Origin of the sequence: Burkholderia sp. SRS-25 (assembly GCF_004343765.1) — a bacterium.
In the GTDB taxonomy this organism is placed as follows: domain Bacteria; phylum Pseudomonadota; class Gammaproteobacteria; order Burkholderiales; family Burkholderiaceae; genus Burkholderia; species Burkholderia contaminans.
Window position 1 is genome coordinate 201,283 of record NZ_PTXM01000002.1, and the last position, 20,929, is coordinate 222,211.

18 protein-coding genes are annotated in these 20,929 nt (G+C 66.2%); 4 read left to right on the forward strand and 14 right to left on the reverse strand.

Features of this window, described 5'->3' with window-relative positions:
• Nucleotides 1-40 precede the first annotated feature (40 nt).
• Both C5O79_RS01725 and C5O79_RS01730 read right to left on the reverse strand, forming a co-directional pair.
• Entirely contained in the window at nucleotides 41-1,555 is a 1,515-nt protein-coding gene (locus C5O79_RS01725) for an aldehyde dehydrogenase family protein (RefSeq protein WP_122478322.1), read from the reverse strand.
• Between the two features lie 54 nt (nucleotides 1,556-1,609).
• Nucleotides 1,610-2,482 (reverse strand): NAD(P)-dependent oxidoreductase, encoded by an 873-nt coding sequence (locus C5O79_RS01730; protein ID WP_046547156.1) that lies wholly within the window; start codon nucleotides 2,480-2,482, stop codon nucleotides 1,610-1,612.
• A 143-nt stretch (nucleotides 2,483-2,625) separates the two neighbouring features.
• On the opposite strand from C5O79_RS01730, the gene C5O79_RS01735 reads away from it, so the two are divergent.
• Nucleotides 2,626-3,534, forward strand: coding sequence for a LysR family transcriptional regulator (locus C5O79_RS01735; protein ID WP_046547157.1), 909 nt, complete (start codon nucleotides 2,626-2,628; stop codon nucleotides 3,532-3,534).
• Nucleotides 3,535-3,703: 169 nt separating this feature from the next.
• Here the strand turns inward: C5O79_RS01735 and C5O79_RS01740 are convergent, their stop codons facing one another.
• The 7 genes from C5O79_RS01740 to C5O79_RS01770 form a co-directional block, all read right to left on the reverse strand.
• The gene (locus C5O79_RS01740) at nucleotides 3,704-4,579 is read right to left on the reverse strand and encodes an alpha/beta fold hydrolase (RefSeq protein ID WP_122478324.1); all 876 of its coding nucleotides are present in this window, start codon (nucleotides 4,577-4,579) and stop codon (nucleotides 3,704-3,706) included.
• Nucleotides 4,580-4,648: 69 nt separating this feature from the next.
• Nucleotides 4,649-5,905, reverse strand: coding sequence for a 3-(3-hydroxy-phenyl)propionate transporter MhpT (mhpT, locus tag C5O79_RS01745; RefSeq protein ID WP_276320965.1), 1,257 nt, complete (start codon nucleotides 5,903-5,905; stop codon nucleotides 4,649-4,651).
• 89 nt (nucleotides 5,906-5,994) lie between these two features.
• On the reverse strand, nucleotides 5,995-7,014 hold the full coding sequence (gene dmpG, locus C5O79_RS01750; RefSeq protein WP_046547160.1) for a 4-hydroxy-2-oxovalerate aldolase: 1,020 nt from the start codon (nucleotides 7,012-7,014) through the stop codon (nucleotides 5,995-5,997).
• A gap of 13 nt (nucleotides 7,015-7,027) precedes the next feature.
• Nucleotides 7,028-7,969, reverse strand: coding sequence for an acetaldehyde dehydrogenase (acetylating) (locus C5O79_RS01755; protein ID WP_122478328.1), 942 nt, complete (start codon nucleotides 7,967-7,969; stop codon nucleotides 7,028-7,030).
• A gap of 13 nt (nucleotides 7,970-7,982) precedes the next feature.
• Entirely contained in the window at nucleotides 7,983-8,786 is an 804-nt protein-coding gene (locus C5O79_RS01760; RefSeq protein ID WP_122479024.1) for a fumarylacetoacetate hydrolase family protein, read from the reverse strand.
• Nucleotides 8,787-8,806: 20 nt separating this feature from the next.
• Nucleotides 8,807-9,766, reverse strand: coding sequence for a 3-carboxyethylcatechol 2,3-dioxygenase (locus C5O79_RS01765; protein WP_046547162.1), 960 nt, complete (start codon nucleotides 9,764-9,766; stop codon nucleotides 8,807-8,809).
• A gap of 2 nt (nucleotides 9,767-9,768) precedes the next feature.
• On the reverse strand, nucleotides 9,769-11,625 hold the full coding sequence (locus C5O79_RS01770) for a bifunctional 3-(3-hydroxy-phenyl)propionate/3-hydroxycinnamic acid hydroxylase (protein WP_122478329.1): 1,857 nt from the start codon (nucleotides 11,623-11,625) through the stop codon (nucleotides 9,769-9,771).
• A 192-nt stretch (nucleotides 11,626-11,817) separates the two neighbouring features.
• Here C5O79_RS01770 and C5O79_RS01775 point away from each other — a divergent pair, with 192 nt between their 5' ends.
• Together C5O79_RS01775 and C5O79_RS01785 are read left to right on the forward strand one after the other, a co-directional pair.
• Nucleotides 11,818-12,609 carry a DNA-binding transcriptional regulator gene (locus C5O79_RS01775; protein WP_122478331.1) on the forward strand — a complete coding sequence of 264 codons (792 nt, stop codon included), beginning with the start codon at nucleotides 11,818-11,820 and terminating at the stop codon, nucleotides 12,607-12,609.
• 1,136 nt (nucleotides 12,610-13,745) lie between these two features.
• Entirely contained in the window at nucleotides 13,746-14,855 is a 1,110-nt protein-coding gene (locus C5O79_RS01785; RefSeq protein WP_122479027.1) for a polyamine ABC transporter substrate-binding protein, read from the forward strand.
• 126 nt (nucleotides 14,856-14,981) lie between these two features.
• On the opposite strand, the gene C5O79_RS01790 is transcribed toward C5O79_RS01785, so the two are convergent.
• From C5O79_RS01790 to C5O79_RS01815, 5 genes are all read right to left on the reverse strand, one after another.
• Entirely contained in the window at nucleotides 14,982-15,533 is a 552-nt protein-coding gene (locus C5O79_RS01790) for an LOG family protein (RefSeq protein ID WP_174242193.1), read from the reverse strand.
• A 44-nt stretch (nucleotides 15,534-15,577) separates the two neighbouring features.
• Entirely contained in the window at nucleotides 15,578-16,825 is a 1,248-nt protein-coding gene (locus tag C5O79_RS01795; protein ID WP_122478337.1) for an MFS transporter, read from the reverse strand.
• 296 nt (nucleotides 16,826-17,121) lie between these two features.
• A complete protein-coding gene (locus C5O79_RS01800; protein ID WP_046547167.1) occupies nucleotides 17,122-17,451 on the reverse strand; it encodes an H-NS histone family protein in 330 nt (109 codons plus the stop codon).
• A gap of 313 nt (nucleotides 17,452-17,764) precedes the next feature.
• Nucleotides 17,765-19,114, reverse strand: a complete 1,350-nt coding sequence (locus C5O79_RS01810; protein ID WP_131931075.1) for a reverse transcriptase family protein — start codon at nucleotides 19,112-19,114, stop codon at nucleotides 17,765-17,767.
• A 265-nt stretch (nucleotides 19,115-19,379) separates the two neighbouring features.
• Complete coding sequence (locus C5O79_RS01815) at nucleotides 19,380-19,952, reverse strand: hypothetical protein (RefSeq protein ID WP_047853104.1); 573 nt, start codon at nucleotides 19,950-19,952, stop codon at nucleotides 19,380-19,382.
• Between the two features lie 660 nt (nucleotides 19,953-20,612).
• Here C5O79_RS01815 and C5O79_RS01820 point away from each other — a divergent pair.
• Nucleotides 20,613-20,885 (forward strand): hypothetical protein, encoded by a 273-nt coding sequence (locus tag C5O79_RS01820; RefSeq protein WP_046547170.1) that lies wholly within the window; start codon nucleotides 20,613-20,615, stop codon nucleotides 20,883-20,885.
• The last annotated feature ends 44 nt before the right edge of the window (nucleotides 20,886-20,929 follow it).

Sequence of the window (20,929 nt, forward strand, 5' to 3'; positions counted from 1 at the left end):
TCCCCTTGAAGCCCGGCTGCCGTCGCATGCGGGCCGGTGGTTACAGATAACCGAACGCGGTGGGCGGCGCTTCGGCCGTCTCGACCCACACGCTCTTGGTCTGTGTGTATTCGTACAGCGCCTCGACCCCGCTCGAGCGGCCGTAGCCGCTCATGCCGTAGCCGCCGAACGGGGACGCCACGTTGATGGTCTTGTAGCCGTTGACCCAGAAGGTGCCGGCATTCACCTGCGCAGCCACGCGATGCGCACGCGCCACGTCGGTGGTCCAGGCCGCGCCGGCCAGGCCGAAGTCGGTGTCGTTGGCGATCGCGATCGCCTCCTCCTCGGTGTCGAACGGGATCGCGGCCACCACCGGCCCGAAGATCTCGGTGCGCGCCACCTCCATCGCGTTCGACACGCCGGCCAGCACGGTCGGCGCCACAAAGTAGCCGCCCCCCTCCCCGACGCGCTCGGCCGAGCCGCAGGCAAGCGTGGCGCCCGCCGCCACGCCGCGCGCGATCATCGACATCACGTGGTCGTACTGCTTGCGATTGTTGATCGGGCCTACCTCGGTCGCATCGTCGAGCGGCGCGCCGACGCGGATCTTCTTCGCTCCGGCAGCCACCATCGCGACGAATTCGTCGTAGACGGCGCGCTGCACCAGCAGACGCGAGCCGGCCACGCAGCTCTGGCCCGCACCGGCGAAGATCGCCGCCTGAGCGGTCAGTGCGGCGCGCTTGAGGTCGGCATCGGCGAACACGATATTGGCCGACTTGCCGCCCAGCTCCAGCACGCAGGGCAGCACACGGCGCGCGGCGGCCTCGGCGATGCGCGCGCCGGTGGCCGGCGAGCCGACGAACACGACCTTGCTCACCACGCGATGCGCGATCGCGGCCTGCCCGGCGGTGTGACCGAAGCCGGCCAGCACGTTGACCAGGCCGCGCGGCAGCCCGGCCCGCTCGCCGAGCCTGGCGACCGCCAGCGACGTGAAGGGCGTCAGCTCCGAGGGCTTGAGCAGCACGCCGTTGCCCATCGCCACCGCGGGCGCCACCTGCCAGCCGCAGGTGAACACCGGCGCGTTCCAGGGCGTGATCTGCAGCACCACGCCGGCCGGCTCGCGGCGCGTGTAGTTGAGGTGCGAGGTCGGCACCGGGATCACGCTGCCGTAGAACTTGTCGGTCCAGCCCGCGTAGTACTCGAACATCTCGGCGACCTTGGCCACCTCGCCCCGGCAGTCGCGGATCGGCTTGCCCGAGCCCAGCGCCTCCAGCCGCGCGATCGCCTCGGCCTCGGCGCGGATCGCGCACGCCACCTCCTGCATCACGCGGCCGCGCGCGGCATGCGTGAGCGCCCACCATTCGCGCTGCGCGCGGCGCGCGCTTTCGGCGGCATGGTCGATCACGGCTGCGCCGGCGTCGCGATAGGCGAGCGTGGCCTCGCCCGTCGCCGCATCGTAAAGCTGGATCGTGTCGCCCTGTCCGGCGACGAGCTCGCCGTCGATATACGAGCCGATCGTGGCGGCACCGGGGAAGAAATGCGCGAAGGCGGCGAGCAACTGGTCTGCGTGCTGGGTCATGTCGGGTTTCCGTCTAAGTAGGTCGAGCGGGATCGTGGTGCGGGCTGCCCGGCCTCAGGCAGGGTCGAGGAAGTCGACGATGCGGTTGAAGTCCTCGCCGTCGGCGACGGAACCCTCGCTGGCGGCCCATATGCGCGCCGCCTCGCGCGCCACCGGCGCGACGCTGTCGAACTGGTCGAGCAGGCCCAGCGCGAGCCGCACGTCCTTGCGCATCAGCTTCATCGTGAAACCGGAATCGAACTTGCCGTTGAAGATCCAGGTCGGGTAGTTGGTCAGCGTCGCGCTGTTGCGACCGGAGCCGCCGTTGAGCGCTTCGACCAGCTTTTCCGGATCGACGCCCGCCGCGCGCGCGGTACGCACCGCCTCGCTGGCGGCCAGCAGGTGCACGCCCGTCAGCAGATTGTTGAGCAGCTTGGTGACGTGGCCGGCGCCCACCGGGCCCACATGCACGCGCTTGGCGCTGATCGCCGCGAGGATCGGCTCGATGGCCGCGATATCGCTGTCCGAGCCGCCCAGCACCATGGTCATGGTGGCAGTGGCCGCGCCCTTGGGGCCGCCGCTCACCGGGCCGTCGACGAAGCCGATGCCGCGCTCGGCCAGGGCGGCCGCCACGCGCCGCGTGCTGTCCGGATCGGCCGTGGTGGTGTCGATCACGATGCTGCCCGGCCTCGCGTTCTCGAGCACGCCGCCCGCGCCCAGCACCACCGCCTCGACCACCGCCGAAGTCGGCAGCGACAGCAGTAGCACGTCGGCGTCGCGCGCGATCTCGGCCACCGAATCGCGCGACGACAGCACCTCTTGCCCGGCCAGCGCGAGCGCCACGCCGGGCGCCGCGTCGTAGCCGAGCACCGTGTAGTCGCCGCGCCGCAGCGAACCCGCCATGCCGCGCCCCATGTTGCCCAGACCGATCACGCCCACCGTTTTCATCCGACGACTCCCGTTGCCTGTTGGTTCGAGGCCGGCGCGCCAGCTTGCGCCCGCCTTGCATGCCAACGATGTTCGGTCCGGCGACCCGTATAATCAATCAACGCCAATATTGATATTGTTCTCTTTTTTAGAACACCCGGATCATGAGCGATACCCTTACCGACAGCCGGATCGTCTATTTCTACGAGGCCGTGCGCTGCGGCACGATCCGCGCCGCGGCCGACTGGCTCGACGTGGCGCCCTCGGCCGTGAGCCGCCAGATCGGGCTGCTGGAGAAGGAGCTCGACGCCACCCTGGTGGAGCGCCACGCGCGCGGCGTGACGCCCACCGAGGCGGGACGCTGCGTGATCGAGTATTTCCGTGAACAACTCGCGCACCGCGACGATCTGATCTCGCGTCTGCAGGAGCTGCGCGGGCTCAAGACCGGCCAGGTCAACCTGGTACTCGGTGAGGGCTTCGTGTCGGATCTACTGGCCGGGCCGATGCCGCAGTTCTGCCGGCAGTTCCCCGGGATCCGCGTCAACCTCGACGTGGGCAGCACCAACGATGTGATCCGCAAAATCTCGAACGACGAAGGCGAGATCGGCCTGGTCTACAACCCGCCCGCCGAGCCCAAGCTGGTGTCGCGCGCCTCGAAGCGACAGCAGATGATGGCGATCGTCGGCCCTGGCTTCCCGCGCCGCAGCCACAAGGTGCTGACGGTGCAGCAGCTCGCTACCTATCCGCTGGCGGCCACCCACCCGTCCTACGGCACGCGGCAGATGATGGAAGCCGTGGAATACGCCGAGCGCGTACGGCTCACGCCGATCGTCACCACCAATTCCTTCGCGATCCTGAAGGAGTTCGTGAAATCGGGGCTCGGCATCGCGCTGATGCCAGCCTTCGCGGTGGCGGCCGAACTGCAGGCCAAGGAACTGTTCGCGATCGAGATCGCGCATCCGATTCTCGAGAACGCCGAGGCGCACATGGTCACGCGCGTGGGCCGCAAGCTCTCGGTGGCCGCCAACAAGATGCTGCAGATGATGACGGGGCAGATGCAGGCGTTCCGCTAGGAGCCCTGCCCCGCTCGCAGCCCTGCTCCTGCCCGCGACGCGAGGCCGCCGCGGACGCGGCGGGGCGCGATCGCTGCGATCCGAATCCAGGCCAGCGTGACGAGCCGGCCGACGCGCACGCCCTGGATCGACGAACTGTCTTTCGAAGGCGGCGCTTGCCTCGCTGCACTCAATTCCGCAGGAAGTCGACCACCATCCGGTTGAATGCCTCCGCATGCTCCCACTGCGCCCAGTGCCCGCACCGGTTGAACACATGCAGTTGAGCGTTCTGCATGCCGGCGATCAGCCGCAGGCCGGTATCCATCGGTACGAACCGATCGTCGCGCCCCCAGATCACGAGCGTCGGCGCCGCGATCTCGCCCAACCGCGGGCCGTAATCGGTGAACTGCTTCGGATTGGCCGCGAGGCTCTTCACGAAGTTCTCGAGGTGATCGCGCCGCGCAAGCATGTTGTCGAGGCGCGCCTTCATCAACTCGTCGGTGAGCGCGCTCGCATCGTAGACGAACACGTCCATCATCCGCTTCAGGTTCTCGATCGTCGGCTCGCGATACAGGCCCTGCAGCAGCTTGATGCCCTCAGTCGGCATCGGCACGAAGTTGCTCGGCCCGCCCGTGCCGCCGCCCATCAGTACCAGCTTGCCGACACGCTCCGGGTTGCCGAGCGCTAACGCAACCGCGCTATGCCCGCCCATCGAGTTGCCGAGAATATGTACGCGCTCGATATCGAGCACGTCGAGCAGCCCCTTCAGCACGCGGCCGTTGAGTTCCGAGCGCGACGACGTACAGACGATCGGATCGCTCTTGCTCCAGCCCGGGCAGTCCATCAGGATCACGCGATAGCCGGCCGCGACCAGCGGCTCGACGTTGCGGTTGAAGTTCGCCCAGCCGCTCGCGCCGGGGCCCGAGCCGTGCAGCATCACGACCGTCTCGCCGCTTGGTCCGGTGCCCGTGTCGTTATAGTGGATCCGCAGTTCGAGGTCGCCGTCCTTCACGCGTGCAAACTGGCTCGTCGACGCTTCCGTGATCGGTGATGTCGTCGCAGTCATGGTGATGTCCTTTCCGAAAAAATGAATGATCTCGATCGCGGGCCGCGCTCGCGCAGCCCGCCCGAATCGCTACGCGCGCTGCGGCTCGCCCGTGCGTTGCCGCGCAAACGCGCCCACCACCGTCAACGCCGCCACCGCGGCGATCACGATCAGCGGGATGCTCGCCGACACCAGCATCGATGGGCTCTGACCGAGCGCGAACAACTGCCCTGCCACCAGCGGCCCGAGAATCGAACCGAGCCGCCCCACCGCGACGGCCGCACCCACGCCCGTGCCGCGCACTTCGGTCGGATACGCATGGCCGGCCAGCGCATACAGCACCGACTGGCCGCCGACGAGGAACAACCCGCACAGCAAGCCGCCGATCGCCATCGACGTCGCGCCACCCGCGTTCGCCAGCGTGATCAGCGCGACAGCGACGCCGACATACATGCCGATCACCGTGCCGCGCCGTCCGAAGCGGTCCATCAGCGTCGCGATCACGACGGCCCCGATACCGCCGCCGATGTTGAACATCATCAGCACGACGTTGGCCTGCACGCGTGTCAGCCCCCGCGACAGCACCATCGACGGCAGCCAGTTCATCAGGAAATACAGCACGACCAGCGTGCCGAGATAGCTGATCCACAGCGCGATGGTCGTACGTGCGCGGCCGTGTCGCCACAACGCGTCACGCACGCCGGGCAGGGCGGCGGCATGGCCAGCCACGGTTGACCGGGTCGCCACGAACTGCCGCGACTCGTGCAGGAACATCCCGAGCAGCGGCACCATGACGAGCGGCCCGACTCCGCCGACGTAAAACACGTGACGCCAATTCGCATCGCCTGCGCTCGCGATGCCGATCACCGCGGCGATCGCCGCACCGAACGGCATCCCGCAGTACATCGCGCCGACCGCCGTGCCGCGCTGCCGCGGGCCCGCCGCTTCCGAGCACAGCGCGATCAGGTTCGGCATCGCGGCGCCGAGCCCGCAGCCCGTCATCAATCGCGCAACGAGCAGGCTCTCGAAGCTCCAGACCTGCGTCGTCGCGAGCGAGAACAGGCCGAACATCGCGACCGACCACATCAGCACGCGCTTGCGGCCGAACCGGTCGGCCAGCCGGCCGCCGAGCGCGGCACCCGGCAGCAGGCCGAGCGCGCCCGCGCTGAACGCCCAGCCCATCTGCGCGACGGCGAGCGAAAACTCCTTCGCCATGCGCGGGCCGGCCACCCCCGCCGATTGCAGGTCCAGCCCTTCGAGCAACGCAATCGCGAGGCACAACATGATCGTCGCGTGTCCCGTGCGTCCATGTCGCACGCTATCGCCTTCGTTTCGTGACGTATTCACCCAAAGTCTCCAATGATTGATAGGCAGCCCACTCTTGCCGGCGGCTGTCATGTATCGGACCGCGACGTGCGCGGTCCTGCCTTCCGTTCCTATGCGGCCTCGCTACGCTTCTTCAGATCGAGCGCGACGTCGACGATCATGTCTTCCTGGCCGCCCACCATCCGGCGCTTGCCCAGTTCGACGAGGATGTCCACGGTGCTGATGTCGTACTTCTTCGCGGCCGCTTCCGAGTGACGCAGGAAGCTCGAATACACGCCCGCATAGCCGAGCGCGAGCGTTTCGCGGTCGACGCGCACCGGACGGTCCTGCAACGGCCGCACGATGTCGTCGGCGGCATCCATGAGCGTGTAGAGATCGGTGCCGTGGTTCCAGCCCATCCGCTCGGCTGCCGCGATGAACACTTCGAGCGGCGCATTGCCGGCGCCCGCGCCCATTCCCGCGAGCGACGCATCGATCCGGTCGCAGCCTTCCTCCACGGCGACGATCGAGTTCGCGACGCCGAGCGACAGGTTGTGGTGCGCGTGCATGCCGGTTTCCGTTTCGGGCTTCAGCACCGCCTTCACCGCACGGAACCGGTCGCGCACGTCCGACATCGTCAGCGCGCCGCCGGAATCGACGACGTAGATGCAGGTCGCGCCGTAGCTCTCCATCTTCTTCGCCTCGACGGCCAGATTCTCGGGCGTCGTCATGTGGCTCATCATCAGGAAGCCGACCGTGTCCATGCCGAGTTCGCGCGCATATTCGATGTGCTGCTTCGAGATATCCGCCTCGGTGCAGTGCGTCGCGACACGCACGATGCGCGCGCCGGCGTCGTATGCGGCCTTCAGGTCGTGAATCGTGCCGATGCCCGGCAAGAGCAGCGTCGCGATCCTCGCGTGTTCGACGACGTCCGCTACCGCCTCGATCCATTCGAGATCGGTATGCGCGCCGAAGCCGTAGTTGAAGCTCGATCCTTGCAGGCCGTCACCGTGCGCGACCTCGATGCTGTCCACCCTGGCGCGATCCAGCGCACGTGCGATGTCCTGCACGTTCGCGATCGAATACTGGTGTCGAATGGCGTGACTGCCGTCGCGCAGCGTCACGTCGGAGATATACAGTTTCTTGCTCATCGCCGTTTGCTCCTTACGCGCTCACGCGCGCCTGCGCCATGCGTTCGGCGGTCGCGAGCGCGGCGGAAGTCATGATGTCGAGATTGCCCGCGTAGGCAGGCAGGTAGTGCGCGGCGCCCTCGACTTCGACGAACACCGACGTTTTCAGGCCGCTGAATGTGCCCAGGCCCGGAATACGGATCGGTGCGCTCGCCGGAATCTCGTCGAACTGCACCTTCTGCTTGAGCCGATAGCCAGGCACGTACGCGTGCACCTTCGCGACGGTGTCCTCGATCGACGCCTCGATCTCCGCGCGAGACGCGAGGTCGGACAGCGTATAGACCGTGTCGCGCATCATCAGCGGCGGCTCGGCCGGGTTCAGCACGATGATCGCCTTGCCCTTCGCGGCGCCGCCGACCACCTCGATCGCCTTCGACGTCGTTTCGGTGAATTCGTCGATGTTCGCGCGCGTACCGGGGCCCGCGGACTTGCTGCTGATCGACGCGACAATCTCCGCGTAGTGCACCCTCGCGACGCGCGACACAGCCGCGACGATCGGAATCGTCGCCTGGCCGCCGCACGTGACCATGTTCACGTTTGGCGCATCGATGTGCGCGTCGAGGTTGACGACCGGCACGCAGTACGGGCCGATCGAGGCGGGTGTCAGATCGATCATGCGAATCGACGGCTTGAGCGTGCGCAGCAGCGCTGCGTTGCGAACGTGCGCGCCTGCGGACGTCGCGTCGAACACGAAATCGATCTGGTCGAATACCGGCAGACGCGTGAGCCCTTCGACGCCTTCGTGCGTGGTCGCGACACCCAGTCGCGCGGCACGCGCGAGACCGTCCGAGTTCGCGTCGATACCGACCATCGCCGCGATTTCCAGATGCCTGCCGTGACGGAGGATCTTGATCATCAGGTCCGTGCCGATGTTGCCGGAGCCGATGATCGCAGCCTTGAGTTTTTCGGAAGCCATGCGAGTTCCTGAGTTAAGCCGTGAAAGTTGCCCGGACGCTGCCGAGCCCGTCGATCTGCGCGACATAGGTGCCGGCCTCGCGGACGGCGACCATCGGACCGAGCGCGCCGGTCAGCACCACGTCCCCGGCGCGCAGCGGCGTGCCGAGTTGCACCATCCGGTCGGCCAGCCATACGGCAGCATTGAGTGGATTGCCGAGGCAGGCGGCGCCGCTGCCCTTCGACAGCACTTCGCCATCGCGGGCGAGCGTCATCGCGCAGCCCGTCAGATCGAGCTGCGAAAGCGGCACGGGACGGCTACCGACCACGAAGCGCGCGCTCGATGCGTTGTCGGCGACCGTGTCGACGAAGCGGATGTCCCAGTTCCGGATGCGACTGTCCACCACCTCGATCGCGGCGAGCGCATAAGCGCTCGCGCGCAGGATGTCGACGAACGTGTGCCTGTCTTGCGTGAGGTCGTGGTCGAGCACGAGCGCGATCTCCGCTTCGACCTTCGGCTGGATCAGTTGCGCGAGCGAAATCGGCGCGCCCTCGCCGCAAGCCATGCTCGCGAACAACGCACCGAAATCGGGCTGGTCGACGCCCAGCTGTGTCTGCACCGCGAGCGAGGTCAGGCCGATCTTGCGGCCGACGATGCGCTCGCCGTTCGCGACGCGCCGGTCGACGTTGGCCTGCTGCACCGCGTAGGCCATCGTCATCGCGTCGAGCGGGATGCCGCCCGCGGCGGCCTCGCCGCGCAGCGGCGCGATCGTGCTGCGCGATGCTTCGGCTTCGCGTAGTCGCTCGGCCAGTGTCGTCACATGGTTCGAATCGGACATCGAGGTCTCCTGGAGTTCGGTCACGCCGCCGCCGCGACGACGGTCGACGGCGTGGCGTGCATGGTGGCGAAACCCGCGATCCACTCGGGAATCGCGCGGTAGTAGTCGACTGACGCGTGGTACGGGCCGTACGCGGCGAGCGCGGCGAATGCGGCGACCCACGTGCGGATCTCGTGCGCGGACTTGCCGCCGTCGCGCGTGATCGCGTCATTGGTCACGCCGTCCAGTGCGGTCAGTTCGCCGGATGCGAGTCTGGCAAGGAATGCGCGATCCCATTCGGGATTGAGCGGATGCAGCGGACTGTCACCGGCCGCAAACGAACGGGCGGCGGCCACGGTACGCGCCTGGCGCGCCGCGCGCGACTCGGCCGACGGATCACGACCGGCGATCAGCCGCTCCGCCACTTCGGCGGTCGCGCCGATCAGTTCCGGTACAGGCGGCTCGTGCGAGATGCCGCCCGAGCCGACAACCAGCACGCGGCGGTCGGTACGCGCGAGATGGCGGCCGATCGCATCGCCCAGCAAACGCGCGCGGCGCAGCGTCGCCATCGGCGGCGCGACAGAGTTGATGAATACCGGGATCACCGGATAGCGATCGAGTCCGCCGGTGAGCACTTCGAGTGCCTGCGCACAGCCGTGGTCCACCTGCATCCGGTACGACAGCGCGACATCGACGTCGGCGGCCAGCACGCCTTCCGCCAGCCCGTGCGCGAGATCGCCCGGTACCGGCAGCGTGCCGGCCAGGCTCTTGAAATCACCGATCGCGTCGGCGCGTGCGCCGATGCAGAACGGCGGCATCATGTCGTAGAAGAATCCGTTGAAATGATCGGGGGCGAAAACGACGATCAAGTCGGGCTGGAAGCGCTCGACACGTTCACGCGCGGCTCGGCCGATGCGCTCGACTTCGGCAACCACGTCGGGCGCCGGATCGAAATAACCGTGCAGCGGCGTATGGGACAGACATTCGAGATGAATCGGCATGCTCATGCTCCTGCCACGTGTGTGAGGACATCGCGATCGCACACCGGGCGCTGCGAAGATGGCGCAACGTCGCCGTGCTCGTGCCGCGCACCTGCCGTCATGCCGAGCTTTTCCGCGAGCGCGACAATCGCCGAGGACACCTGCTGTGGCGCACATACACCCGCGACGAAACGATCGGGACGCAGCAGCACGACCGACTCCGGCAGACGGCTGAACCAGTCCTTCAACCGCCCCGTCGCGTCACCGATCGCGAGCACATCCGACGGCACGTCGTCGGCGTAAGCGAGCTGGGCGTCCGGCTTCGCAACCACGAAGCGGCCGCCGATCCGCGCCCACGACGCACGCGCCTGCGGCGTCAGGCCGAAAGTCGGATCCGCGCCCCAGCCCAGCAGGACGAAACCGGTGCCGATCGCGTCGTCGAGCAGCACGGTGCGGCCCTCGGGCAGCCGCACGCGCGGCTGGATGAACATGCGACCGACCGGCGACGCGGCAAACGGATCGCGACCGTATGCGAGCCTGCCGATCAAGGAATCGCGCTTTTCGCTCATCAGGCCAAGCAGCCGGCCCGGCGCGGAATTTCCCGATCGTTCGAGCACGCGTGCAAGCCAGCCGTGCCTGCATGCATGCGCGGGCAGCAGTACCGCGCCCGCTTCGTAACGCGGCATCGGCTTGAAGCGCATTTCGACGAAGTAGCGCTTCACCGTCGGGAACAGGTTCAGCGCACGCACGAACGTGTCGCGAAAGCGCGCGCCGAAACGTGTCGTCGGCGCGAATATATCGCCCGCCACTTCGGAGAGATGGATCATCGAACGCGCATGCGCGCGACGCTCGACGGTATAGGTTTCGAGCAAGCGGCTGTCTGCCAGCCCCCGCGCGACCATCGCGAGCTTCCAGCCGAGATTGTTCGCGTCGCGGATTCCGCTGTTGTAACCCTGCCCCTGCCACACCGGCATGATGTGCGCGGCGTCTCCCGCGAGCAGGACGCGGCCCACGTGAAACGTCGACGCGAGACGCGCATTGTGCGTATAGACGCGCTTGCGGATGTAGTCGACCGCATCCGGATCCGCGACCACCTTGCGGATCAGCGCAGCCATGTTTTCGGGTTTCGACAGTTCTTCCTCGGTCTCGCCCGGCATCACCATGAACTCGAAGCGGCGAATGCCGTGCGGCAGCGCCGCCGACACGTACGGCCGTTCGTGGTCGCAATGCATATAGATGTGCGGTGAGCCGATCGGGTCGTTGCGCACGTCCACGACGATCCACTGGTTCGGCTTCGTGCGCCCTTCGAACGGCACGTTCAGCACGCGGCGCACGAAGCTGTTGCCGCCGTCCGCACCGACCATGTACGCTGCGCGCACGGTCCGGCGTTCGCCATCCGAATCGTCCACGTCGATGCTGACGCCGTCGGCGTCCTGCGTGAACGATGCAACGCTGTGCCCGAACAGCACCTGGACATGCGGGAAACGCGCGAGGCCTTCGTGGAGCACGCGATCCGCGAGCGGCTGGATGAACGCGTTGCGGCGCGGCCAGCCGAATTCGTCGGTGCGCGGCTCGATCGATGCGAAGCAGTGACCGTCCTTCGTCACGAAACGCATCCAGTGATCTGGCGTCGTGTGCGGCACGAGTTCGTCGGCCAGGCCGATCGACTGGAACACGCGCAATGCTTCGTCATCCAGACCAATTGCACGCGGGTAATCGATGATCCGTTCGAGCTTCTCGATCAGCGTGACACGCACGCCCTGAAGGCCCAGAATGTTGGCGATCATCAGGCCGACCGGGCCTGCGCCAATGATTGCGACGTCGGTGGAAAGCGGGTCGCGCGGGTCGCGATGCGCGGCTGGACTGGGTGGGGGATTCATGTGTCTCCTTCCTCGCGCGACTCGGTGGTCGCTGCGTATGCCGATGGATACCGGCCGGGGCACGTCGCGGGTTCCGTGTCGCGTCGTGTGGCAGCGGGATGGAGGCAAGTCTAGGGAGCGGCAGACACGCGCTCAACAATTTCAACCAAATGTGCAAGGAATGCACGTCGTTGATTTTTAATATATTTTCCGATGAGCAAGTACGCAAATGTCCGAGGATTGTCGCGCGGCCTGCAGGTGCTGCAGGCCCTCAATGCGCTGGAGAACGGTCGCGCGACGAGCCAGCAGCTGAGCGAAGTCACGGGGCTGCACCGCACGACCGTGCGGCGGTTGCTGGAAACGCTGGTGGAAAGCGGATTCGTGCGGCGCAGCGAGTCGGACGACACGTTCAGACTGACGCTGCGGGTGCGCACGCTGAGCGAAGGGTTCACCGACGACGAACACATTGCGACGGTCGCGCCGCCGATCATGGCCACGTTGCTGCAGCGCATCGTGTGGCCGTCGGACCTGACGACGCCGGACGGCGATTCGATGATCATTCGCGAGACGACTCATCGGTTCAGCCCGCTGTCATTTCATCGTTCGATGGTCGGGCGCCGACTCCCGATGCTGCTGACGGCATCGGGCCGCATCTACTTCGCGTCGTGCCAGGACGTGGAGCGCGAGGATATTCTCGACCTGCTGCGCACCGGTGCCGGCGGTGAACAACAACAGCGACTCGCGTCGGACGATGCATTCATCCGCAATCTTGTACGGCGGACACGCGCCGATGGTTTCGGATCGAACCATGGCGATTGGACCGAACAACGCAAAATCGGCTCGCTCGCCGTCGCGGTCAGCGCGCATGATCGAGTGATGGCGGCACTGAACGTGATCTACCTCGAACACGCGATCAATCCGGCGGACGCCGTGAGACGCTTTCTGCCGTCGCTGCAACACGCCGCGCAGGAGATGACAAGCGCGCTCGATGCACCAGGGAATTAGCCGGGATGGGTGGTCAGAGCTGATACGCCGCCGTGATCCCAACCCGCAGGAATGTCGCCGATCAGGTGGAAAACCGGCATGACGCTGCTCTCGGGATCAGACGGCCATGCCATCAAGCAACGGCGCCAGGCGCGAAATCGACGTCCGGCGCGAGCTCTTTGACGATGCTCGCTGTCATCGGGGCACGGGTACGGTCGAAGCCCTCAGGTGCGATTCTTTTTGTATGTCTACATCTTCTGCCGCTCCCACATCGCGACCTGCGCGAGTTCGGTCGCGAACGCGTTCGTGTCGAATCAGGGTCTTTCGACCGGCTTTCCGATGATCGTTCGGCGGCGATCCGGGCTGCAAGCCGTCGAATATTCTCATCACTTCGTGCGCTTCCTGACCACCCGAAGCAGCTTTGCCGACGCGATTTTCCCGTCATCGCCACCGCGCCGAACGCGCTCATCGGCACGCCAGTCCCTAGGGAAAATCCTGAGACATCCTTACAGCGATTTACCTGATGATTCATGGAAGCGTCATGTTTCGGCGATTCAGGTGTCCGCCAAGCTTTCAATTCGCGTCACGCAGCCGATGTCGCCACGCGGCAATTGTGATGACCGAAACCTGGAACGGCAGCCGCCGGCCAATCGTCAGGTGTTCAATACTTTCAACAACCCGGTCGAGAGTAATCGTGAGATTCCGTGGCCCGCTGGTGCGGTGGAGACGAGGCGATGCGCGAAACCTTCGCGCTACGATCGCGTCCCCCGACGACAGAGGCGTCGGGCAAAGCCCTCGCCTGCCGCTGTCGATCTACACCATCCTGTCCCGCCGCTCCGTTCGCCGCCACAACGCCGTCGCCACGCGTGCATACGTCGCGATCCATACCGACGAAGTGGCATCCCTGCTGCCTTAGCGCCCCGCCGCTTTCCCTGACTCCGTTCGACCCGCTCGCCGTGTCGCCCTTCCGGTGACCGGATCGGCTCGCGCTTCGCTTCCGCACGACCCGGCCTGCAATCAAACGGACTCCTGATCGATGCGCACCACGCTCGCTCGCCGCGAGCGGCGGTCGCGCACGTCCGCTTCATCCGATGAACCATCGCGCCACGACCCGCGCCTCGCGGATCGACACACGCACCGAAATGGAAGACCACGTCATGCGAATCCGCACGCTTCGCCGCGCCCTTGCAACCGCCGCGATCCTGTCGGCCGCCGCCGCTGCCGGCACGACCGCCCACGCGGCCGGCGAACTGAACATCTACAACTGGTCCGACTACATCGCACCGGACACGATCCCGACCTTCCAGAAGCAGACAGGCCTCCACGTCCGCTATGACAACTACGACAGCGACGACACGCTGCAGGCAAAACTGATGTCGGGGAATTCCGGCTACGACATCGTCGTGCCGACGTCGAACTACATGGCCAAGCAGATCCAGGCGAGCGTCTACCAGCCGCTCGACAAGTCGAAGCTGCCGAACCTGGCGAACCTCGATCCGCTGCTGATGAAGATGGTCGCCGATGCCGATCCGGGCAACCAGTACGGCGTGCCGTGGGCGTATGGCACCGACGGCATCGGCTACAACGTGCAGGCCGTGAAGAAGGCGCTCGGCGACAAGGCGCCGGTCGACAGCTGGGCGCTGGTGTTCGATCCGGCCAACATGGCGAAGCTGAAGAGCTGCGGCGTGTCGTTCCTCGACCAGGCCGTCGACGTGTTCGCGGCCACGCTGCAGTACATGGGCAAGGATCCGAACAGCACGAACCCGGCCGACTACCGCGCGGCGTACGAGGTGCTGAAGAAGGTGCGCCCGTACATCACGCAGTTCAACTCGTCGGGCTACATCAACGATCTCGCGAACAACGACCTGTGCGTGGCGTTCGGCTATTCGGGCGACGTCGGCATCGCGCATCGTCGTGCCGCCGAAGCGAAGCGCCCGTACGAGATCGGCTTCGCGAACCCGAAGGAAGGCGGGCTGCTGTGGTTCGACATGATGGTGATCCCGAAGGACGCACCGAATCGCGACGCCGCGCTGAAGTGGATCAACTACATGCAGGATCCGAAGATCAACGCCGGCATCACCAACGCGGTGTTCTATCCGACCGCGAACAAGGCCGCACGCCAGTACGTGAAGCCCGCGATCGCGCGCGATTCGTCGGTGTATCCATCCGATGAAGTGCTGAGCAGGATGACGCTGCTCAAGCCGATGCCGCCCGAGATCCGCCGGCTGCAGAACCGGCTGTGGGCACAGTTGAAGACGGGCCGCTGAACCGCGCGCCGAGGTAACGAATCGTGCCGCCGGCGGCTTGCGCGCGCCGGCGGCACGTCGTCGCATCGAAACCGGTGACATCGCGTGCCAGCATCGCAACGACGGTAGTCGAACCGGCCGCGCGAATTATCGCAGCGCCTGCTCCGCCGGAAACGCGTGTTCCACGAAGCGGATCACGTCGTCGAGCGACGACGTGCACGTGGCCCCTGCCGCAAGCTCGCGAAACGCACCGTCCGGCCCGAAACAGATGAGCGGCTTGCGCCAGCGCCGCGCGAGCGCGATCTCCTCGGCCGTGCCGGGCCCGCCCGGCAGCGCGACGATCAGGTCGCTGCTCAGCACGTTCACGTAATTGCGGTTGATCGTATCCGGCGCGGCGCCCGGCTCGCGGCGCGGCAGCGGCGTGAGGATCGGGACGTCGACGAACGGGTGCGGATAGCCGTCGAGCGGCACGAAGCCCGCGAGCGGATCGGCCCGCGTCGGCAGGATGCCGATCGATCGGCCGGCCCGCCCCGGCACGCCGGCGAACGCGCGCGCGACCGCCAGCATCACGCCCTGCCCGCCGCCCGTCAACAGGTTGAAACCGGCCTGCGCAAGCCAGGCGCCGAGCGGCTCCGAGAACGCGAGCCACGGCTCCTTGCCCGAGCCCATCACGCCGATCGTCTTGTTCTTCTGTTGCATCGTGGTCATGAGTGAGGTCGTTGGGTGGTGCGCGACGGCCGCGCTCATTCGAGCTCGACGCCCTTGAGCTCGGGAATCAGGAACAGCGTCGCGACCATGTCGAGCACGTAGAGGCCGGCGAGCAGCGCGATGGCCGTCTGGAACGAGTAGTGCGCGGCCAGCGCGCCGACCGCGACCGGGCCGAAGCCGCCGACCGCGCGGCCGATGTTCCACAGCACGTTCTGCGCGGTGGCGCGTGCGGCCGTCGGATAGCCTTCCGACATCAGCGTCCCGTAGCCGCCGACCATCCCGTTGACGAACATGCCCATCAGCGCACCGGCCCACAGCATCGCGGTCGGGTCCGACAGCCGCGCATACGCGAGAACCGTCACGACCGCGCCGAGCTGGTACAACAGGAACGTCGGCTTGCGCCCGATGCGGTCGGCCAGTTGCCCGAAAACCCAGACGCCGATCATCATCCCGACGACCGTCGCCGCCGTCCACAGCCCCGACTTCGTCAGCGAGAAGCCCATCTGTTTCGACAGGAACGTCGGCAGCCAGATCATGATCCCGTAGTAGCCGAAGTTCTGGACCGAACACAGAATCACGATGCCGAGGCTCGTGCGCGCGGTACGGCCGTCCGCGACGAGCAGGCGGAATGCGTTGGCCTTCGGCTGCGCTGCGCGCTGCACGAACGCTTCAGGCTCGTGCAGCGTATTGCGCATCGCCCACGCGAGCACCGCCGGCAGCACGCCGACCAGGAACATCCCGCGCCAGCCGATGTGCATCAGCAGGAACGGCGTCAGCAGCGCGGCCAGCAGCACACCGGCCTGCCAGCCGAGCGCGACGTAGCACGACACGCGTGCGCGCTTGCTGGCCGGCCACGCTTCCGCGGCGAGCGCCATACCGATCCCGAACTCGCCGCCCAGCCCGATGCCCGCGATGGTGCGGTACACGAGCAGATCCTCGAAGCCCTGCGCGAACGCGCACAGCCCGGTGAAGATCGCGAACAGCAGGATCGTCCAGGTCAGCACGCGCACCCGCCCGTAACGGTCGCTCAATGCACCGAACAGGATGCCGCCCGCCACGGCGCCGATCAGCGTCCACGTGACCAGCGCGCCGCCCTGCCCGGGCGTCAATTGCAGCGCCGCCGTGATCGCCGGCAGCATGAAGCCGAGGATCAGCAGGTCGAAGCCGTCCATCGCATAGCCGATCGCCGATCCGGCCAGCGCTTTCCACGCGTACGCGCCGACCTGCTCCACGCGCGGGGCCGACGGGCCCTCGAGCGACGAAGATTTCATGTTTGCTGCCATGGTGTCCTGCCACGATTGTCCGGCGACATTCTAAGGCCTGTGCCGGTGCCCGACGGGCCGGCGGACCTGCCGGCGGCGGCGGTGCGCGCACGTCGGCACCCGCTTGCAGGACGTCGAGCGGGAATCCGCTGGCAATGAACGGGAGGGAATAAAGGCGATCCGGTGTCGGCGGCGAAGCCGGTGATGTCGCGGTCAGGCCGGACACCGGATGAAAAACAGCATGCTGGCGGGGGGGTGCCGGCCGGCCCGCTGGCGCGAACCGGACGGCGCCGGGCGGCCTCGCGGCCCGGCCGGCTTCAGCCTTGATCGTCGCCGGGCCACCAGGTCTTGGCCTCGCGGTCGACGGCGAGTGCGGCGAGATCCTTGCCTTCGAGCCATTTCGGGCGCGGGCCGCGGCCCGACCATGAGCGGCCGGTCGACGGATCGTAGTACTTGGCAGGCGCCTTGCGTTTTCGCTGGACGATGTAGCCAAGCGCGCTCAGCACTTCCTGCTGCGAAATTCCCAAAAGCTCGACCTGTTCCTTGAATGCCGCGAGCGCGGCTTGCTTCTCCTTCTGCTTCGCATCCGACAGCTTGATATTCAGGTCCCGAAGTTGTGCTTCGAGTTCCTGCAGGGCCTGGGTCATGTATTCATCCTCTTTGGGCATGTTTTCGCAAAAAGCTCCGATGGCGGAACCTACCACGAAGTTCCGCCGATGGGGGCTGTCAAATGGGTGCATCGTTTGCCTGAGCCGGCATGGCTTGCGCGATACGCACTAAACGACGTCGCGCGTCAATCAATGAGACACGACCGGCCGGCAACGCGCAGCCCGCCATGTACGAAGGCACGGCGAACGACTGCGGCAAGTAAGCGCCGCACCTGACACCGGCGCGGCATGGCGCGAATGATAGCAGTGCTCGGCGTCGTATTGCAGAAGGCGTCGATGCGGATACGTCCGATTACTGGCCGACGTCGCGGGTGTCCCATGCGATCCGGTCGAACAGCGCGCGCAGCTTCGCGCCGCGCACCGCGTTCAGGGCGGCCGCATGCGCGACGCGCCCGGCGAGATGCGCGCGGAAATCCGGATGCGCGTCGCGATTCTGTGACGCCGGGCCGTGGCGGATGCAGTTGGTCAGGACGGCCTTCAGGAGATCGAACGCATCGCGCGCCAGGTTCGGATGACGATTGACGACCACGCCGGCCAGTTGCTGCCGCATGCCGCGCCGCATCACGCGGGTTTTGCGCAGTTGCAGCGCAAAGCCTTCTTCAAGCGCGATCGCGGCAACGCGGACCTGCAGCCGCTCGACGTCGCGCGCCAGCGCGCCGCCGCCGGAAAAAGCGAGATCGTCGGCATAGCGCGTGTAGGTTGCACCGAGCGAACGCGCGAGCGCGGCGAGCCGCATGTCGAACCGGAACGCACACAGGTTCGCCAGCGCCGGCGAAGTCGGCGCGCCCTGCGGCAGATGCCGTTCGCGATAACGCTGGCGGCCGATCCAGTCGAACCGGTCGCGCAGGTCCGGCGCGAGCAGCCGCGCGGACGGCACGCGGTTGGTGCACAGCCCGGTGAGCGTGCGCGCGACTTCGGCCGGATACCCGAGCGTGACGAACAGCGCGTGCACGCGGGCGGCGCGTATCGACACGAAGAAATCCTCGAGATCGAAACGGACGACGACCTCGCGATCCGCATGGGGCGCGGCGAACGACACGATCCCGTGCCCCTTGCGAAAGCCGTGTACCGCACCGTGCGGCGCGACGCGATCGAGCAGCCCGTGCAGGATGCGGCGCTGCGCTTCGCGCAGCCGGCCTTTCGGGATTTCGACGAGGCGGCTGCCGCCGCTGCGCTTGTCGTGCGCCACGTACGTGTAGTGATGCAACGGCGTGGCGCTGCTGCGCGCGTCGACGCGCCAGTGGTCGGACAGCCAGTCGAGCTCCGGCGCGCTCACGCCGAGCCAGCCGGCAAGGTCGCCGGGCGTCGCCCATTGCGGCACGTCGCAGCCGGCGAGCGGCGCCGGCAACGGCCGCTGGACGGGGGGACGCCGTACGACACGGATCGCGACGGGCCGATCGCTGCCGTACCAGGCGAGCACGAAAGCCGGCGCATCGGCGAGGTCAGCCGCAAGCATATCGATGTCGATGTCGGCCCAGCGCGCACCGAAGCGTGCGAGCGCGGCATCCGCGACTTCGTGAGTCCACGGTGGCGCGCCGCCGAGCACAGCCGCCATCCGTGACAGGACGCCGGGGCGTTCAGGATCGCCGGCCAGCATCGCTTCCGCAATCGTGCGGGTGGTGTCGAACAGGGAGCCGGACATGGGAATCGATAGGCGGGACGATGAGCCAACGTGACTGGTGCTGCGAGGAGTCGCGTTGCGCAACGCGCAACCGTGCTCCTTGCGACGCATCGGGGTGTCAATCTGATCCACGGGGTAGCCCCGTAGTCCTGGAACATCGGCTGCCTGTTCCGGGCGTGTGCTTGACCCACCGGCCCGCGATGCGACTTTAATGGCCGCGAACGCGGCATGTCAAACCGGGGGGCGATCCGGCGCCGCCGCGGCGCGCCGGATCGCGGCGAACGGCCTACGCGTGCCGGGAAAACAGTTCGCGGTACGCGATCGGCGCGACGCCGACGCCGGCCATGTTGTTCAGCATCGTGGCCCACGTCGCGTTGTCGACGCTGACCGGAAACGACCTCACACGGTTGGCGAGCAGCCAGAAGGTGCGCGTCATGCCGTTGCTCATCGCGACTTCGTACCCGCTTCCCTCGAGCCAGTAACCGACCGGCGGCAGCGCCACGGGTTCGATGCGACCGGCCCGGAACGCGGCGGCGGCCGACGCATACTTGCTGTCGAGCGGCATGACGCGGCGCGGCACGCAGTCCTGCGAATTCAGTTGCGGAAACGCCGGGCTCGTGCCGAGCCACAGGCCGTAGAATTTTTGCGCGTCGAGATGCACGACGAAGCGCTCCGTTTCGGCGGGCATCGCCGCCATGTAGCAGTCTGCCTGGCCGGGAACGACCACGCGCCATGTCGCGCGCTGCGCGCTCAGGTCGACCAGCTCGCTCGGCAGCGGCCGCGGCTGGATGGGAGACGGACGTCCCGCTTCGCGCAGGTCGCGTGCGCGATCGAGTCCGATACGAAGACGTGTCAGCATGGGCCCTCTCTTTCTCTCGTGATTTGTTTGAATGTGTCAGGGGCGGGCGATTACATCGTCACCTGTTTGCAATACGTGGGCCCGGTGTCCTGACGCTCCCTGTGTGGTCGGGAACTGGCGCAGTGTAGCGTCTTTCCGGGTCGGCACAAATCAACTCGGCCGGCGCCGGCTGCAGCATCGACGGATATGCGCTGCGCAGTCCGCGCACCAGGCGAACCACGCGCCCGAACGCTCGATCCCACATGAATGCCCATGCGCTTCGCACGCCACACCATCAACCATCGAATCAATATTCGCCATCGATTATTTAAATATCGAAACAATCAAAAACAAAAACAACAACCCGCAGAATTCAAGAAAATCATATTCAAACAAAAAATTATCGAATTTGATTAACGATAAATTAATACGATTGGCGCACTCAAAATCAAATAAATAGTCTGTGTTGTGCGCCGCAACACCGTGATTCAAAGATCAACGAGATACGGAGGCGCGGCACAAATCGCTTCATTCGTGCTTTGTCGCAAAGTTTCCACCTCGTCAGGCCACCGTTGATTTCCACGCATTTGTGAATCAGCAATCCGGAACGGCATACCTGTCTCTCCGGACGTGACCGATGTCGTCAAATCGCATTAAATCATTCAATACCAAAGGAAAGTCATGAAGAAGATTGCAACCGTGCTGTTTTCGGCACTGATGCTCGCCTCCACGTGCGCGTCCGCCCAGGCGCTTTGCAAGGCCGGCAAGATCGATAAGATCGAGACCGACGCCACCGGCAACCTGCTGGTGACCATTAACGACGGCGTCTACTCGTTCAGCGCGAAGGAAGTTTATTCAATTATTTACCAAGCCTATTCAGAAAACAGGAATCTGTTTATCTATGGAAACAATTGTGCGAATGGCTCGCCGGCAACCCGCTTTGCCATTCGTTAATCGACCTTAAACGCTCGACGATTATCAATACGTGGAGCACGGGG